Origin of the sequence: Bradyrhizobium sp. 160 (genome assembly GCF_023073735.1) — a bacterium.
Lineage (GTDB): Bacteria > Pseudomonadota > Alphaproteobacteria > Rhizobiales > Xanthobacteraceae > Bradyrhizobium.
In genome coordinates this window covers 381,853-396,376 of record NZ_JADPKD010000057.1, presented here as the reverse complement: position 1 = coordinate 396,376, position 14,524 = coordinate 381,853, and the positions used below count along the sequence as shown (strand labels likewise).

Annotated in this window: 16 protein-coding genes; 10 read left to right on the top strand and 6 right to left on the bottom strand. The window is 65.1% G+C overall.

The features are described 5' to 3' along the window. Genes IVA98_RS24660 through IVA98_RS24650 form a run of 3 tightly spaced genes read left to right on the top strand, consistent with a single transcriptional unit; the run spans position 1 to position 2,838 of the window. On the top strand, positions 1-1,266 hold the full coding sequence (locus tag IVA98_RS24660) for an NAD(P)/FAD-dependent oxidoreductase (RefSeq protein ID WP_247295884.1): 1,266 nt from the start codon (positions 1-3) through the stop codon (positions 1,264-1,266). A gap of 9 nt (positions 1,267-1,275) precedes the next feature. Then, positions 1,276-2,019, top strand: coding sequence for an aspartate/glutamate racemase family protein (locus IVA98_RS24655; RefSeq protein ID WP_247295887.1), 744 nt, complete (start codon positions 1,276-1,278; stop codon positions 2,017-2,019). A gap of 39 nt (positions 2,020-2,058) precedes the next feature. After that, complete coding sequence (locus IVA98_RS24650; protein WP_247295889.1) at positions 2,059-2,838, top strand: SDR family NAD(P)-dependent oxidoreductase; 780 nt, start codon at positions 2,059-2,061, stop codon at positions 2,836-2,838. A 99-nt stretch (positions 2,839-2,937) separates the two neighbouring features. Here IVA98_RS24650 and IVA98_RS24645 read toward each other — a convergent pair whose 3' ends face one another. Genes IVA98_RS24645 through IVA98_RS24635 form a run of 3 tightly spaced genes read right to left on the bottom strand, consistent with a single transcriptional unit; the run spans position 2,938 to position 6,695 of the window. Next, the gene (locus IVA98_RS24645; RefSeq protein WP_247295890.1) at positions 2,938-3,732 is read right to left on the bottom strand and encodes an IclR family transcriptional regulator; all 795 of its coding nucleotides are present in this window, start codon (positions 3,730-3,732) and stop codon (positions 2,938-2,940) included. Positions 3,733-3,754: 22 nt separating this feature from the next. After that, positions 3,755-5,488 (bottom strand): FAD-dependent oxidoreductase, encoded by a 1,734-nt coding sequence (locus tag IVA98_RS24640; protein ID WP_247295892.1) that lies wholly within the window; start codon positions 5,486-5,488, stop codon positions 3,755-3,757. Positions 5,489-5,495: 7 nt separating this feature from the next. After that, complete coding sequence (locus IVA98_RS24635; RefSeq protein ID WP_247295894.1) at positions 5,496-6,695, bottom strand: ABC transporter substrate-binding protein; 1,200 nt, start codon at positions 6,693-6,695, stop codon at positions 5,496-5,498. Between the two features lie 142 nt (positions 6,696-6,837). Between IVA98_RS24635 and IVA98_RS24630 the strand changes: the two genes are divergently transcribed. Then, the gene (locus tag IVA98_RS24630; RefSeq protein ID WP_247296134.1) at positions 6,838-7,098 is read left to right on the top strand and encodes a hypothetical protein; all 261 of its coding nucleotides are present in this window, start codon (positions 6,838-6,840) and stop codon (positions 7,096-7,098) included. Here the strand turns inward: IVA98_RS24630 and IVA98_RS24625 are convergent. After that, on the bottom strand, positions 7,043-8,605 hold the full coding sequence (locus tag IVA98_RS24625) for a glycosyl hydrolase family 79 N-terminal domain-containing protein (RefSeq protein ID WP_247295896.1): 1,563 nt from the start codon (positions 8,603-8,605) through the stop codon (positions 7,043-7,045). The two genes, IVA98_RS24630 and IVA98_RS24625, sit on opposite strands and share 56 nt — an antisense overlap. A 353-nt stretch (positions 8,606-8,958) precedes the next feature. Between IVA98_RS24625 and IVA98_RS24620 the strand changes: the two genes are divergently transcribed. The 6 genes from IVA98_RS24620 (at position 8,959) to IVA98_RS24595 (ending at position 13,120) form a co-directional block, all read left to right on the top strand. Continuing rightward, positions 8,959-9,420: an Hsp20 family protein gene (locus tag IVA98_RS24620; RefSeq protein WP_247278317.1), complete on the top strand. Its 462-nt coding sequence runs from the start codon at positions 8,959-8,961 to the stop codon at positions 9,418-9,420. A gap of 75 nt (positions 9,421-9,495) precedes the next feature. Continuing rightward, complete coding sequence (locus tag IVA98_RS24615) at positions 9,496-9,987, top strand: Hsp20/alpha crystallin family protein (RefSeq protein WP_247278318.1); 492 nt, start codon at positions 9,496-9,498, stop codon at positions 9,985-9,987. A gap of 84 nt (positions 9,988-10,071) precedes the next feature. Then, positions 10,072-10,407, top strand: a complete 336-nt coding sequence (locus IVA98_RS24610) for a hypothetical protein (protein ID WP_247295898.1) — start codon at positions 10,072-10,074, stop codon at positions 10,405-10,407. Between the two features lie 158 nt (positions 10,408-10,565). Further along, a complete protein-coding gene (locus tag IVA98_RS24605; protein ID WP_247355660.1) occupies positions 10,566-11,669 on the top strand; it encodes a trypsin-like peptidase domain-containing protein in 1,104 nt (367 codons plus the stop codon). Positions 11,670-11,794: 125 nt separating this feature from the next. Then, positions 11,795-12,586, top strand: coding sequence for a fumarylacetoacetate hydrolase family protein (locus IVA98_RS24600; RefSeq protein WP_247295902.1), 792 nt, complete (start codon positions 11,795-11,797; stop codon positions 12,584-12,586). A 150-nt stretch (positions 12,587-12,736) separates the two neighbouring features. Beyond that, positions 12,737-13,120, top strand: coding sequence for a hypothetical protein (locus IVA98_RS24595; protein WP_247295904.1), 384 nt, complete (start codon positions 12,737-12,739; stop codon positions 13,118-13,120). Positions 13,121-13,191: 71 nt separating this feature from the next. Here IVA98_RS24595 and IVA98_RS24590 read toward each other — a convergent pair whose 3' ends face one another. Next, entirely contained in the window at positions 13,192-14,043 is an 852-nt protein-coding gene (locus IVA98_RS24590; RefSeq protein ID WP_247295906.1) for an HpcH/HpaI aldolase/citrate lyase family protein, read from the bottom strand. Continuing rightward, the gene (locus IVA98_RS24585; RefSeq protein WP_209959275.1) at positions 14,043-14,495 is read right to left on the bottom strand and encodes a MaoC family dehydratase; all 453 of its coding nucleotides are present in this window, start codon (positions 14,493-14,495) and stop codon (positions 14,043-14,045) included. The genes IVA98_RS24590 and IVA98_RS24585 overlap by 1 nt, the downstream gene beginning before the upstream one ends. Positions 14,496-14,524 lie beyond the last annotated feature (29 nt).

The following is a 14,524-nucleotide window of genomic DNA, read 5'->3' as shown; positions in this document are numbered from 1 at the left end:
ATGGCGACCGGCCGCCACGTCGCCATCATCGGTGCCGGCGCGATCGGCGTGATTAGCGCCATCGAGGCGCTGCGCGAGGGCCATCGCGTCACGCTGATCGATCCGGGCGAGCCCGGTGGCGAGCAGGCGGCGAGCTATGGCAATGCCGGCTGGCTCTCGTCGCATTCGGTGATCCCGCCGGCCGAGCCGGGCGTCTGGAAGAAGGTACCGGGTTATCTGATGGATCCGCTCGGGCCGCTCGCGATCCGCTGGTCTTATCTGCCGAAAGCGCTGCCCTGGCTGATCAAATATCTGCTCTCGGGCTGGACCGAGACGCGGGTCGAGAAGACCGCCTTTGCGCTGCGCGACCTCTTGAAGGACGCACCGTTCTTGCACAAAAAGCTCGCGGAAGAAGCGGGCGTGCCTGAATTGATCGAGCGCAACGGCGTGATGCACGTGTTCCCGTCGCGCGGCAATTTCGACAGTGATCTCGGCTGGCGCCTGCGCAAGCGCGTCGGTGTTGAATGGCTCGAGCTCAACGCCGACGAGATGCGCCAGCGCGAGCCGGACCTGCATCCGCGCTACACCTTTGGCGTGGTGGTGGAGGAGGCCGGCCGCTGCCGCAATCCCGGCGCTTATGTCGCAGCGCTCGCCAATCACGCGCTCGCCAGCGGTGCGAAGCACGTGCGCGCCAAGGCGACAGGGCTAAAACTCTCCGGCGACAAGCTCGTCGCCGTCGTTACCGAAACCGGCGAGATCGCTTGCGATGCCGCAGTGGTGGCGGCGGGCGCCCGCTCGAAGCAACTTACTGCGTCCGTCGGCGATCCGCTGCCGCTCGAGACCGAACGCGGCTATCATGTCATGATCGAGAACCCGGAATCGGGGCCGCGCAGCTCGATGATGGCGTCCGATGCCAAGATGGTGGTGAACTGGACCGACAGCGGCCTGCGCGCTGCCGGCACGGTCGAGATCGCCGGCCTCGAAGCCGCGCCAAACTGGAAGCGAGCCGAAATCCTGCGCAACCACCTCATCAGCATGTTCCCCAAGCTGCCGAAGGACATGCCAGCCTCGCGCGTCAAGACCTGGTTCGGTCATCGTCCGAGCATGCCGGATGGACGACCCTGCATCGGCCATGCGCGGGCCTCGCGCGATATCGTCTATGCCTTCGGCCATGGCCACATCGGCCTGGTCGGCTCGGCGCGTACCGGCCGTCTGGTCGCGCAGCTCCTCAGCGGCAAGCAGCCTGAGATTCCGCTGGCGCCGTTCGCACCCGATCGTTTCCTCTGAGATCGCAACATGAATCCTCCAGCCGATTCGTCCTCCCGCATTGCCCGTGGCGGCAAGGTCATCTATGGCGCGCCGCTCGGTATTTTGATGCTGGAAGCGCGCTTTCCGCGCATCCCCGGCGACATGGGTAACGGCACGACCTGGCCGTTCCCCGTGCTTTACCGCGTGGTGAGTGGCGCTTCGCCGGAGAAAGTGGTGCTGAAGGGCGCAGCCGGCCTGCTGCCCGATTTCATCGATGCCGCGAAAGACCTGGTGCGGCTCGGGGCCGAAGCCATCACCACCAATTGCGGCTTCCTCTCGTTGTTCCAGAAGGAGATCGCGGCCGCCGTCGGCGTGCCGGTTGCGACCTCGTCGCTGATGCAGGTGCCGTGGGTGCAGGCGACCTTGCCGCCCGGCAAGCGCGTCGGCCTCGTCACGGTGTCGGGCTCGACGCTCTCGCCCGCCCATCTCGAAGGTGCCGGCGTGCCGCTCGATACGCCGCTGGTCGGCACCGAAAACGGCAAGGAGTTTTTTCGCGTCCTGATCAAGGCCGAGAAGGACGATATGGACGTGGCGCAAGCCGAGCGCGACGTGGTCGAGGCCGGCAAGCAGCTCGTCGCGAAGAATCCGGAGGTCGGCGCCATCGTGCTCGAATGCACCAACATGCCGCCTTACGCCGCAGCGCTCCAGGCCGAGGTCGGGTTGCCGGTCTATGACATCTATTCCATGATCACCTGGTTTCATGCCGGACTGCGCCCGCGCGTCTTTGCGTGAACGCGTCCGTGAGATCGTCACAAGTCCTGGAGTGAACCCATGAAGCTAACCGGCAAGGTCGCCGCCATCACCGGCGCGGCGCGCGGCATTGGCAAGGCTTGCGCGAAGAGATTCCTGGACGACGGCGTCAAGGTCGTCATCTCGGATGTCGATGCCGACGGCTTGGCCGCCACGGCGGCCGAGCTCGGACGGCCGGATGCCTTGCGCACCGTGGTCGCCAATGTCGCCGCGCGCGCGGACGTGGATCATCTTGTCGCAACTGCTGCCAAGGAATTCGGCCGGCTCGACATCATGGTCAACAATGCCGGCGTGGCCCGCAATCAGGACCTTCTCGATATCTCCGAGCAGGATTTCGACGACGTCATCGCCATCAATCTGAAAGGCGCGTTCTTCGGCGTGCAGGCGGCGGCGAAGCAGATGATCGCGCAGGGCGGCGGCGGGGTCATCATCAACATGTCCTCGGTGAACGCGCTGCTGGCAATTCCGACGCTCGCGACCTACGCCATCTCCAAGGGCGGCATGAAGCAGCTCACCTCCGTCGCCGCCGTCGCGCTCGCCCCGCACAACATCCGCGTCGTCGCGGTCGGGCCCGGCACGATCCTGACCGACATGGTGGCTTCGGCGATTTATACGTCCGAGGATGCGCGCAAGACCGTGCTATCGCGCACGCCCGCGGGCCGCGGCGGCGAGCCGAGCGAGGTCGCCTCGGTCGTGGCGTTCCTGGCCAGTGACGATGCCTCCTACATCACCGGGCAGACGATCTATCCGGATGGCGGCCGGCTGATCCTGAACTACACGGTGCCGGTGAAGGAGAAGTAGGGCTGGAAAGTCGGCCCACATGCGCTGTCATCGCCCGGCCCGTGAATCCATCCCCCCTTCGCGGGGCATGACAGCAGTTGTGAGGCGGCGGTTTGCCTCTTACTCCGCCGCAACCGTCATCCTGTGTCCGAGCCGCTTCGAGATGCCGCCGGCGCAGTCGCGCAGCGCATGCCCGATCGGGCTGTCCCAGCGCGCATCAAAGGTGCCCTCCGGGCCCATCGCGGTGATGACCAGCGCGACGTGGCCGGAATGATCGAAGACCGGTGCTGCGAACGCATTGACGCCGGGCAGAGGATCGCCGAGCGCGCGGGCGAGGCCATGCTTGCGAACCTCCGTGAGCATCTCGGCGATCTTCGCGCCTTTCACCGCGCGCTTGGGATTGTAGCCGACCCCGTGGCGGTCGAGGCCGCTTTCGAGCGCGGCATTGATCGTGTTCTCCGGTAGGAAGGCGGCGAAGGCCCGGCCGGTCGCGGTCTCCAGCAGCGCCATCACCGAGCCGGCCCGCATCACGATGTGGACGGGCTGGGCCGGCTCTTCCAGTTGCACCACGGTGGGACCGTGCGTGCCCCAGACCGCGAGCGAGACCGCGTGGCCGATCTGGCTTGCAAGGCTAGCGATCCTGGGACGTGCGATGCGCACACCGGAGAGGCGGCGCAGGCTGATCAGGCCGAGCTCCAGCGCCAGCGCGCCGATCTCGTAGCGGCCGGTGGTCTCGTCCTGCTCGATCAATCCGATGCGCGAGAAGCTGGCGAGATAGGGATGCGCCTTGGCCGGCGTCATGCCGGCTTCGCGGGCGAGATCGCGCAGCATCATCGGCTCGCCGCTGCTTGCGAGCGCGCGGAGCAGTTCTCCGCCGACCTCGATCGACTGGATGCCGCGGCTTGCCCTCTTCATGCGCCTCCTGACGTGCGTCCGCTTACGCCGCCTTGCGCTTGGCGGCGCTGTCGGCAAGGTGTCGTCCGGCAATGTAGCCGAAGGTCAGCGCCGGCCCAAGCGTGATGCCGGCGCCGGGATAGTTGCCGCCCATGATGCTCGCCATGTCGTTGCCGGCGGCATAGAGCCCCGGAATCACCCGACCTTCGGCGTCGAGCGCGCGCGCGTTCTCGTCGGTGACAATGCCGGCATAGGTGCCGAGATCGCCGATCACCATCTTGATGGCGTAAAACGGGCCGTGCTCGATCGGCGCGACGCAGGGATTCGGGCCGTGCAGCGCATCGCCCTGGTAGCGATTATAAGCCTTCGAGCCCTTGCCGAAGGCGGCATCCTGGCCCTGTGGCGCGGTCGCATTGAATTGCTTGACGGTCTCGGTGAACGCCTTGGCATCGATCCCGGCCTTCGCCGCGAGCGCTTCCAGCGTGTCGCCACGCATGAGGTAACCGGTCTTGAGGTGATGGCCGAGCGGCATCGGGAAGGGCGGCACGCAGCCGAGGCCGTATTTGCGCAGCGTTTTGTGATCGCAGACCAGAAACGCCGCGATCTCTTCGCCGGGCTTGGCCGCCTTCACCATGGCCTGGACGAAGTCGTGATAGGAATTGCCCTCGTTGGTAAAGCGCTTGCCGTCGCGCATCACCGCGATCACGCCGGGCTTGGCGCGGTCGATGAAATGCGGCATCACGCCCTTCGAGCCGTCCTTGCGCGTGGTCAGCGACACCGGCACCCAGGCGGCCGCGTTCGGCAGGCGATCCTCGACATGCCCGCCGGCACTTTCCGCAAGGCGCAGGCCGTCACCAATGTTGCCGGTCGGTCCCGGCGAATGGTGCTCATTGCCCGTCGGCGCATGTGGAAACAGCTTTCTGCGCCGCTCGACATCGTGGGGAAAGCCACCGCAGGCGAGCACGACGCCCTGGCGCGCGCGGACGCGCACATCGCGTCCCTCGCGCGAAACGATTGCGCCGGTCACGGTACCGTTCTCGACCGAGAGCTCGCGCACCGGCGAGGACAGCCACATCGGAATCTTCAGGTCGAGCGCGGATTTCGCCAGCCGTCCTGCGAGCGCATTGCCGTTGGTGAGCGTCATGCCGCGGCCGTAGCGCAGCACGTCCATGAGATGACGTGACAGGCGCTTGGCGACATAGGCCGCCGAGGTCAGCGACTTCGTCACGCGCATGAAGTGGATGATCTCCTTGCCGGAGCCGAGCATCATGCCGAACACGGTCAGTTCGGGCAGGGGCATGCCGAGGGTCTTGATGAGGTCGCCGAGCTCGCGGCCGTCGAATGGGCGCGTTACCATGGAGCGGCCGCCCTGCGCACCGCCGGGCGCCTCGGCATGGTAGTCGGGAAACACCAGCGGCATGTCGAAGCGCAGCGCGGTCTTGGTGGTGAAGAAATCGACCGCTTCGGGGCCGGCGCTGAGGAATGCATCGACCCGCGCGGCGTCGTAATTGTTGCCGGCTTCGTGGCGGAGATAGGTGCGGGCCTGCTCCGGCGTCTCCTCGATGCCGTAAGCCCTGGCGAGCGAGGTGCCGGGAATCCAGAGCCAGCCGCCGGAGCGGGCGGTGGTGCCGCCGAAGCGCGGCTCCTTCTCGACAATGAGCACGTCGAGGCCGCGATAACGCGCGGTGATTGCCGCCGACATGCCGGAGGCGCCCGATCCGGCCACGAGCACATCGCACTCGTAAGTCTCAATTGTGCTTTGGTCGCTGCCGGTCATCTGGATCTCACTTCTTCAGGAGCGGACATTTGGACTCGGAGACCGGGCGAAAGGCGTCCTCGCCCTTCACAGTCTTGACGATGTCCAGATAATCCCACGGCTCTTTGGACTGCTCGGGCGACTTCACCTTGGCGAGATACATGTCGCGGATGACGCGACCGTCCTCGCGCAAGCGTCCGCCATGGACGAATGTATCCTCGATCGGCAGCTCGCGCATCTTGGCCATGACCTTGGCGGAATCGTCTGTTCCGGCGGCTTTGATGGCTTTGAGATAATGCAACACCGAGCCGTAGACGCCGGTCTGGATCATGGTCGGCATCACCTTGGTGCGCTCGTAGAACTTCTTCGACCAGGCCCGGGTCGCCTCGTCCATGGCCCAGTATGAGGCCGTGGTCATATAGGTGCCCTGCGCGGCCTTGAGGCCGATCGCGTGCACGTCGGTGTCGAACATCAACAGGCCGACCAGCTTCTGGCCGCCCTGCACCAGCCCGAATTCGCCCGACTGCTTGATGGCGTTGTCGGTATCCTGGCCGGCATTGGCGAACGCGACCACGTCGGACTTCGAGCTCTGGGCCTGGAGCGCGAAGGAGGAGAAGTCGGCCGTATTGGTCGGGTGCTTGACGCCGCCGAGCACCTTGCCGCCCATCTCGTTGATGAAGCGGGTTGCGTCCTTCTCGAGCTGCTGGCCGAAAGCGTAGTCGGCGGTGATGAAATACCAGGACTTGCCGCCTTCCTTGATCACGGCGGAAGCCGTCACCTTCGACAGCGCGTAGGTGTCGTAGGTGAAATGCACGGTGTTGGGGCTGCACAGCTCGTCGGTCAGCGAGCTCGCGCCGGGGCCCGAGAGCAGGGCGATCTTATTGCGTTCGCGCACCATGTTGTGAACGGCGATGGCGATGCCGGAATTGGGGATGTCGACGACGGCGTCGACCTTGCCGTTGTCGAACCAGCCGCGCACGATCTGCACGCCGACGTCGGTCTTCATCTGGTGGTCGGCGCTGATGATCTCGATCGGCTTGCCGAGCACGGTCGGCCCGAATTCCTCCACCGCCATCTTGGCGGCTTCGACCGAGCCAGGTCCGCTGTTGTCGCGGCCCCAGCTCGACAGGTCCGTCAGCACGCCGATCCGGACCGCGTCGTCCGAGACTTGTGCAGTAGCAGCAGACGTCATGGCCGCGAGCATGGCGTAAGCCAAAAGCCCTCTCATCGTCGTTCCCTCGCTTATTGGCCGCTTGGCGCGGCTGGTCTTGTGGCTGCAAGTTAGATAATAGCGAATGAATTTGTCAATGGCGAATGCGAGGCCGGATTTGGCAGTCAGGGTCCGTGCAGGACATGAGTTTGGAGCATCGGTGCTCATTCCAGCGCGATTTGGCGATGATGAGCACCGGAATCGACGGGCAGGGCACGGCAGCGACAGGGTCTCTGCGCCAGCGGAGAACTCGACGACGACGCATGTTGGCACGCTCGCGGTGTTCTCGACCTATGCGGTCGGCTTCACGGCGCGGCTGATCGGCGGCGCGACCATCGGGCACTATGGCGGCCGGCTCGGCCGCCTCATCGTCGCGGCGAGCAGGCGGGATTTGCCGCGTTCGGAAACACCAGGAAGGTGATGGTCGCCGGCGCGAGCCGGATTGCTCCTGCCGGTGTTGCGTGCGCCTCAAGCCGGGGCAATCTGCCATCGGCAGTCAGCGCGAGCGTCTTGTCGTTCAGCTGCACAATCGTGCCTTGCAACCGCGCCGCATGCAGTGCGTACCGTTCGGCTGAGTCCGAGAGCGTCAGCGGGCGCGATGCGCGGCGCGACGTGTTGATTGCGAGCAGCGACACCGCACCTGCCATGGTCGGATGGCAATGGGCGTAGAGATGAAGATCTGGTGAAGCGGCCCTGTCTGCATCGAGCACGATCTGTCCCATCAGCCGGCGCCAGAGCAGCGCAGCCCAGTAACTCGGCCGTGGCCGGAACGTGGCTTCGTCGAGCAGACCGTAGTCGCTGGCAGCGAGGGTGTTGTGCATCACCACCTGGACGCCGGCCTTCGCCAGGCGTCCGAGCTGGTCGAGATAGCGGAACGTGTCGAGAAAGGTCCGGTCCCATCGGCTGCCGCCGCAGGCCGCATCAGCCGTCTCAGTCAGCCAGATCGGCTTGCCCGGCTCGAATGTGTCGCGCAGCGCCTGGTAGGTCGCGCGTGTTGCATCCGTGCGTGCAAGCCATCCTTCCGAGAGCGCCTGCGCCGGATCATCGTGCCCGCCGCAGCGCGGCGAGATCGTGTTGTAGTGGTGATAGGAGAAGCGGTCGACGCCCGAACCGGATGCAGCGAGCAGATCGCGCGTGGTGATGCCCACCCCGGATGGCGATGGCGCGTCGCCAACGGAGCCTGGACCGAGGATCAAGGTCTCGGGCGAGTCGCGCCGCACCCAATCGCGGAAGATCTTGAAGTCGCGCCCATAGGCGGTCGCGTCATAGCCGGCCGGTGCGCCGTTGGTCGCTGCGAGCGTCGGCTCGTTCATGAATTCGGCGGCGGCGATGCGGCCGCCCAGCGCGCGCGTGGTGTCGATGAGCTGCTGCGCCTGATCCGGTTTCCACACCCCATCGGCATCGCGGCTGCCGGGACTGATCGCAAACGAGGTGACGATCTCGGCATCGACCGCGCGCGCGAACTCGACGACGCCGCGCCACTGGTGGTGGCTGAGTACGGAATTGAACCCCGGCGGCGGCTTTCCCGGCGCGTCGGCCAAGAACGTCGCATTGGCCCAGGTGCCGCTCACGCGCAGATAGGCCGGCGACAAGGCGGCGGCGAGCAGGCGCAGGCGTGCATTGGTCAGATCGATCGGCGGTCTTGCGCTGTAACGATCCCGCTGGTCGAAGGCCCGTGCCGTTCGCGGATAGGGCTTCCAGAACCGTCCGCCGGTCACCTCGACCATCTCGATGTTGTAGGACTGAAAGCGCGTATCGACCGTTCCGATCGCCTTCAAGTCCGCCGCCACGACGGGCCCGTCGCCGGCGCGCGCCACGCACATCGTTGCGGCCACGAGCAGCGCAATCGTCAGCGCGCATGCCGCTGCGCCACCGGTTGGGTGCTTTCGGGATTCCCGGCTGTCGTATGCGGCCCGGTGCTTCGTCATGCGTTGCCGGTCCGGATGCATGAGAGGCAACCCTGGTCTTTGCCAAGTTCGTCAATTTATCTCTATTTTACCCTGCGATCGATCCCGGGGGCTTCCGGGCCGCCTGCCGCCGGTGGCCTCGGGCAGGGAGGGGCGGGCCGTCAGCCGAGCATCAACCAGGGTGGGGCACAAAAAATTTGTGGCGGCCCCCTTGAAATTGATGTCGGTTTTTCTAAGTCGTTTTTCGCCGCGAGAGCGGTGTGCCGGATGCCAGAATCGGGTCCGGCACGGGCGCCGGGCTGGTCTTTTTAGGTCCGTCTGAAATCCCCGCCTTGCGCTCCTTCGTATCCATCTTGCTCTTTGGAGGACTTGGTATGAGGACCAGTTTCGACTTCGCGCCCCTGTGGCGCTCCACCATCGGCTTCGATCACCTGGCCGACCTTGTCGACAGCACACTGCGCCAGGCGACGGAGGACAATTATCCCCCCTACAACATCGAGCGTTCCGGCGAAGATCATTACCGGATCAGCCTTGCCGTCGCGGGCTTCGGCGCCAACGACATCACGGTGACGGCCGAACAGAACGCGCTCACGATCGAAGGCAGAAAGCCCGAGGGCGCTCCGCGCGAGTACCTGTATCAGGGCATCGCCGCGCGTCCTTTCCGCCGCGTGTTCAACCTCGCCGACTATGTCCAAGTGAAGCAGGCCTCCTTCCAGGACGGGCTCCTGATCATCGACCTCGTCCGCGAGGTTCCGGAAGCCATGAAGCCGCGCCGGATCGCGATCAACGGCGGTACACCTGCGGCATCGCAGATCGAGCAGAAGAAAGCAGCCTAAGCATTCGATCGAGCGAACGGCGGAACGCGGCGCTAGGATGCGCGCCGCGCTCCCCGATGCATGGAGGAGAGAACCATGGCTTTTCGTGATCTCATTCCCTGGTCGAGGAACCAGGAGCTCGCGCCTGCGCGCGATAACTTCGATCCGTTCCTGACGCTTCATCGCGAGATGAACCGTCTGTTCGACGATGTCTTCCGCGGCTTCGGCGGGACCAGCCTGTCGCCGCTGATGGAGGGCCGTTTCGGCTGGCCAAAGGTCGAACTCAGCGAGACCGACAAGACGCTAACCGTTTCGGCCGAACTTCCCGGACTGGAGGAGAAGGACGTCCAGGTCGAGATCGCCAATGGCGTCCTGACGCTCCGCGGCGAGAAAAAAGCCGAGCGCAACGGCGAAGGCAGATACTTTACCGAGCGCTATTACGGTGCTTTCGAGCGGCAGATCCCGCTGGAGGGCGTCGAGGAGGACAAGGCCGAGGCGTCATTCAAGAATGGCGTCCTGACCGTGTCGCTGCCAAAGTCGGAAAAAGCACGCGAAGGCGTCAAGCGCATCGCGATCAACACTCATTAGCATCAATCACGGACGGCGGCGGTCGGCGCCGCCGTCCATCGTCAACAAACCCGTCCCTTGGAAAGGAGCATGAGGGGAGGACCGATGACCAACGTGAACACCAATGCCGGCACTCTCAACCCGCTGTTTCATCCCGCTGCCCATTACGACTCGCCTGCCGACGTCCTGAATGCCGAGGAACTCTCCACGCCGGAGAAGCGGATCATCCTGTCATCCTGGGCCTCGGACATGTACGCGGTCGAATCCTGTCCCGCTCTGCGCGAGATACCAGGCATGAGCCACACCGTACGGCTCGCCGATATTCTGACGGCGTTGCGCCGGCTCGACGGCGACAATGACAATGATGACCCGCCGCGCGGGGGCGGCGTCCCGATGCGGTTGCGGCGGCCCTGGGCCGCCGCCGAGAGGCAAGCCGCATGATGCTCACGCACACTGTTCTGACGCTCGTGCTGATCGGTCAGGCCTCGGCGGCCTTCGCCGTTCCTTATCTGGCCATGCACGGTCTCATCGCCGCGCCGCGTGACTGAGGCCACAAAGTTCTTTCATTCAAATCCTGGGCTAGGCGGCAGGTGACGAAGATGAATGCTGTGCGTTTGCTTTCGCTGGCGTTGCTGTTGCTGACGCTCACAGCATCGCAGCCCGCCGCTGGCCAAATTCCGGACCTGAAGACGGGCGGCTCGGTGCCGACCCTGGCGCCGCTGGTGCGTCAGGTGACGCCGGCCGTGGTCAACATCTCCGTGCATGGCCGCGTGCGCGAGGACAATCCGCTCTATCGCGACCCGCTCTTCCGCGAGTTCTTCGACGTCCCCCGGCAGATCGAGAAGGAGGTCAACGCGACCGGCTCGGGGGTCATCGTCGATGCCCAGCGCGGTTACGTACTCACCAACAATCACGTGGTCGAAGGCACCTCCGCCGTTCAGATCACCACCAAGGATGGCCGGCAGTTCTCCGCGAAGGTCATCGGCCGCGATCCGCCGACGGACGTTGCGGTGCTCCAGATCCAGAACCCGGCCGGGCTCAAGGCGCTTTCCTTCGGCGACAGCGACGCGCTCGAAGTCGGCGATTTCGTGCTTGCGATCGGCAACCCGTTCGGCCTCGGCCAGACCGTGACGTCCGGCCTCGTCAGCGCGCTGGGCCGGGCCGGACTCGGCAAGCAGGGTTATGAGGACTTTATCCAGACCGATGCTGCGATCAATCCGGGCAATTCCGGCGGGGCGCTGGTCAGCCTGCGCGGAGAACTGGTGGGCATCAACTCGGCCATCATCTCGCCGGCCGGGGGCAATGTCGGCATCGGCTTTGCAATTCCGGTCAACATGGCGCGGAAGGTGATGGAGCAGATCGTCGCCAAGGGCCGCGTCGAGCGCGGCCGGATCGGCATTTCGCTGAAGGACCTGCATCCATCAGTCAACAAGGGATTCAACGAAGGTGCCGTCATCGCGGAGATTGCGGCGGATTCGCCGGCGCAACAGGCAGGCCTGCGCAAGGGCGATATCATCACCAGGGCCGACGACCGCCCGATCCGCACCGCCGCCCAACTCCGCAACACGATCGGCCTTGCGCGCATCGGCGAGGAGGTCAAACTCGTCCTGCTGCGCAATGGGACCCCGCTAACGGCAGTCGTGAAAGTCGCCCCCGCGCCCGAAACAAGCAGTGCCGCCGCTGGCAACCGTTTCGTCCGTTAGCGGGTTCGCACCGCGCGGTATCCAGCAAGCCGCGCCGATCCATGTTGCTGGCACACCGAATATCGACTATCAGCCGGATCGGCGCGCATGACGCTGCCCAAGCAAAGGCAAAGGGAGCACCCGAGATGACCTCACCCACGCGACGTGATTTGCTCGCAACCGCTGCGGCGGCTACCGCCGTTTCGATGACCGAGGTCGCATCGGCCGCCGCGCAGGGCGGACCCAAGCCGATCTTTCCGGTGCCGATGGTGACGATCCCGATCGTCGGCGAGACCCAGGTGTTCCAGGTGCGCCGCATCTACTGCATCGGCCGCAATTATGCGGCGCACGCGATCGAGCGCGGCTCGGATCCGAACCGCGAGCCGCCGTTCTTCTTCCAGAAGCCGACCGACGCGATTCAGAACGTCGCGATCGGCGAGGTCGCCGATCATCCCTATCCGTCGCTGACCAAGAACTATCATCACGAGGTCGAGCTGGTTGCGGCGCTGAAATCCGGCGGCACCAACATTCCGGTCGAGAAGGCGCTCGACCATGTCTATGGCTATGCGCTCGGGCTCGACATGACCCGGCGCGATCTTCAGAACGGCATGGCCGCGGAGAAGAAGCCCTGGGAGATCGGCAAGAGCTTTGATCATGCGGCCGTGCTCGGTCCGATTCACCCGGCAAGCAAGACCGGCCATTTCGAGAAGGGTGCGATCTCGCTGGCAGTCAACGGCACCGTCCGGCAGAACTCCGATCTCAGCAAGATGATCTGGAGTGTCGCCGAGCAGATCGCAAAACTGTCGGAAGCGTTCGAGCTGAAGGCCGGCGACATCATCTATTCCGGCACGCCGGAGAATGTCGGCCCGGTGGTGAAAGGCGACGTGCTCGTGTGCAAGCTCGAGGGTCTGCCGGACATGTCGATCAGGATCGTCTAGCAGTTGCGCTGAGTGGCCCGCGTGGAGCCCCGGTTGACGGCACAAGAGCTGCTAACGCCGAGTTCCATCGATTGCCCTTGGTTGGCCGGCAAGCGAACTTGGTACGGCCATATTTGAGCAGGAGTGGTCTGTCGCGAGGGAGGCGCTCCGATGAACAAAGCCGTGATCACCGCTATTGCAATGCTGATTTTTGTGCCGGCGAGCGCAGTTGCGCAGGAGCGCGCGGGCGATGCAGCGCTCGGCGCCCTATCCGGTGCGGTCGTACTGGGTCCGGTCGGCGCCGTCGCCGGAGCGCTGGTTGGTTATACCGCCGGACCTTCGATCGCCCGGTCCTGGGGCCTGAGAGGTTCGCCGTCGGCAAGACACCGGCAGCCGCCACGTCGCGCGGCCGCGACCCGCGTCCCACCGCGCACGCGCGAGGCGATGGCTGCCAATGGCCAGACGAGCGCTGCCGGCAACCCGACCCCGCCGGCTCAAGCCGCGCCTGCCGTGCCGGCCCAGACCTCGGCTCCGCCCGTTCAGGGGTTCGACTGAGGCGCGGCTTCAACCGACACACCTTCGGCAGGTTGAAGGTCGCCCGCGCGGCCAGCCGAAGTGACGGCGATCTAGGGTTGGCCCAGGATCTTCTTCGCGGCGCGAAGATGCGGCTTGTCGATCATCTGGCCGTCGAGCCGCAGCGTGCCGGCATTGGGATTGCTCGCGAATGCCGCGATTACCTTCTCCGCCCATATACGTTCGGCCTCCGTCGGCTCGAAGGCCGCGTTGACGACATCGACATGCTTGGGATGGATCAGCGCCTTGGCTGAAAAACCGTCGCGTCGTGCCGCGCGCGTCTCGGCGTCGAGGCCGGCGAGATTGTCGATGTCGGTATAGACGGTGTCGATCGGCGCAACCTCGGCCGCGGCCGCCGCCATCAGGCAGAGATCGCGCGCGAGCCGATAGGGGCTGTGGAACACGCCGCCCGAGGCTTTCTCGGTGGCGCCGAGCGAAGCCGAGAGGTCTTCGGCACCCCACATCAGTCCAGCGAGGCGAGGGGAGCAGCCTTTGTAGCTGCCAAGCCCGAAGATGGAGCCGGCGGTCTCCGCCGCGACGCAGACGATGCGCGTCGCGCCGACCGCGATGCCGGCCGCCGCCTCGAACGCTTCGAGCCAGGTCGCCACCTGCCGCACATCGTCGCCGCCTTGCGATTTCGGCAGCACGATGCCGTCGGGCTTGCCCGGCATCACCGTGGCGAGATCGGCGAGCGTCATTCCGGTGTCGAGCGCGTTGACACGGACATAGAGCTGGTGCGGGCCGCGAGAGCCCTTCAGCATCGCCAGCGTCAACCCGCGCGACTCCTCCTTCTTCTCGGCGACGACGGAATCCTCGAGATCTATGATCAGCGCGTCGGCCTTGCCTTCGCTCGCTTTCTCGAATTTGCGCGGGGAATCACCCGGCACGAACAGCATCGAACGCATCAGACCGGCCTCTTGTGCATCATCGCCATGCGCCGGCATTTGCCGACGATCTCGTCGTTCTGGTTGAGGGCGTGGTGCTCGAACTCGACGATGCCCGCCCTCGGGCGCGATTTCGATTCCCGCAACGAAAGCACCTTCGTCGTCGCCCGCAACGTGTCGCCGTGGAAGACCGGCTTTGGAAAAGTGACGTCGGTCATGCCGAGATTGGCAACGGTGGTCCCGAGAGTCGTATCATAGACCGTCATGCCGATCATGATACCGAGGGTGTAAAGACTGTTGAAAATGCGCTGGCCGAACTCGGTCTTCTCGGCGAAATGCGCATCGATGTGCAGCGGCTGCGGATTGAGCGTCAGCAGGCTGAACAGGGTGTTGTCCATCTCCGTGACGGTCCGGGTCAGCGGATGCCTGAACTCTTGGCCTACGGAGAAGTCCTCGAAATAAAGCCCGGCCATCGCGGTTTCCCTCCTTGCGAAATAACGAC

Excerpts from the sequence above, each read along its gene's own strand:
- IVA98_RS24660 (WP_247295884.1), top strand. The coding sequence starts at position 1 with ATGGCGACCGGCCGCCACGTCGCCATCATCGGTGCCGGCGCGATCGGC.
- IVA98_RS24655 (WP_247295887.1), top strand. The coding sequence starts at position 1,276 with ATGAATCCTCCAGCCGATTCGTCCTCCCGCATTGCCCGTGGCGGCAAG.
- IVA98_RS24650 (WP_247295889.1), top strand. The coding sequence starts at position 2,059 with ATGAAGCTAACCGGCAAGGTCGCCGCCATCACCGGCGCGGCGCGCGGC.
- IVA98_RS24645 (WP_247295890.1), bottom strand. The coding sequence starts at position 3,732 with ATGAAGAGGGCAAGCCGCGGCATCCAGTCGATCGAGGTCGGCGGAGAA.
- IVA98_RS24640 (WP_247295892.1), bottom strand. The coding sequence starts at position 5,488 with ATGACCGGCAGCGACCAAAGCACAATTGAGACTTACGAGTGCGATGTG.
- IVA98_RS24635 (WP_247295894.1), bottom strand. The coding sequence starts at position 6,695 with ATGAGAGGGCTTTTGGCTTACGCCATGCTCGCGGCCATGACGTCTGCT.
- IVA98_RS24625 (WP_247295896.1), bottom strand. The coding sequence starts at position 8,605 with ATGACGAAGCACCGGGCCGCATACGACAGCCGGGAATCCCGAAAGCAC.
- IVA98_RS24620 (WP_247278317.1), top strand. The coding sequence starts at position 8,959 with ATGAGGACCAGTTTCGACTTCGCGCCCCTGTGGCGCTCCACCATCGGC.
- IVA98_RS24615 (WP_247278318.1), top strand. The coding sequence starts at position 9,496 with ATGGCTTTTCGTGATCTCATTCCCTGGTCGAGGAACCAGGAGCTCGCG.
- IVA98_RS24610 (WP_247295898.1), top strand. The coding sequence starts at position 10,072 with ATGACCAACGTGAACACCAATGCCGGCACTCTCAACCCGCTGTTTCAT.
- IVA98_RS24605 (WP_247355660.1), top strand. The coding sequence starts at position 10,566 with ATGAATGCTGTGCGTTTGCTTTCGCTGGCGTTGCTGTTGCTGACGCTC.
- IVA98_RS24600 (WP_247295902.1), top strand. The coding sequence starts at position 11,795 with ATGACCTCACCCACGCGACGTGATTTGCTCGCAACCGCTGCGGCGGCT.
- IVA98_RS24595 (WP_247295904.1), top strand. The coding sequence starts at position 12,737 with ATGAACAAAGCCGTGATCACCGCTATTGCAATGCTGATTTTTGTGCCG.
- IVA98_RS24590 (WP_247295906.1), bottom strand. The coding sequence starts at position 14,043 with ATGCGTTCGATGCTGTTCGTGCCGGGTGATTCCCCGCGCAAATTCGAG.
- IVA98_RS24585 (WP_209959275.1), bottom strand. The coding sequence starts at position 14,495 with ATGGCCGGGCTTTATTTCGAGGACTTCTCCGTAGGCCAAGAGTTCAGG.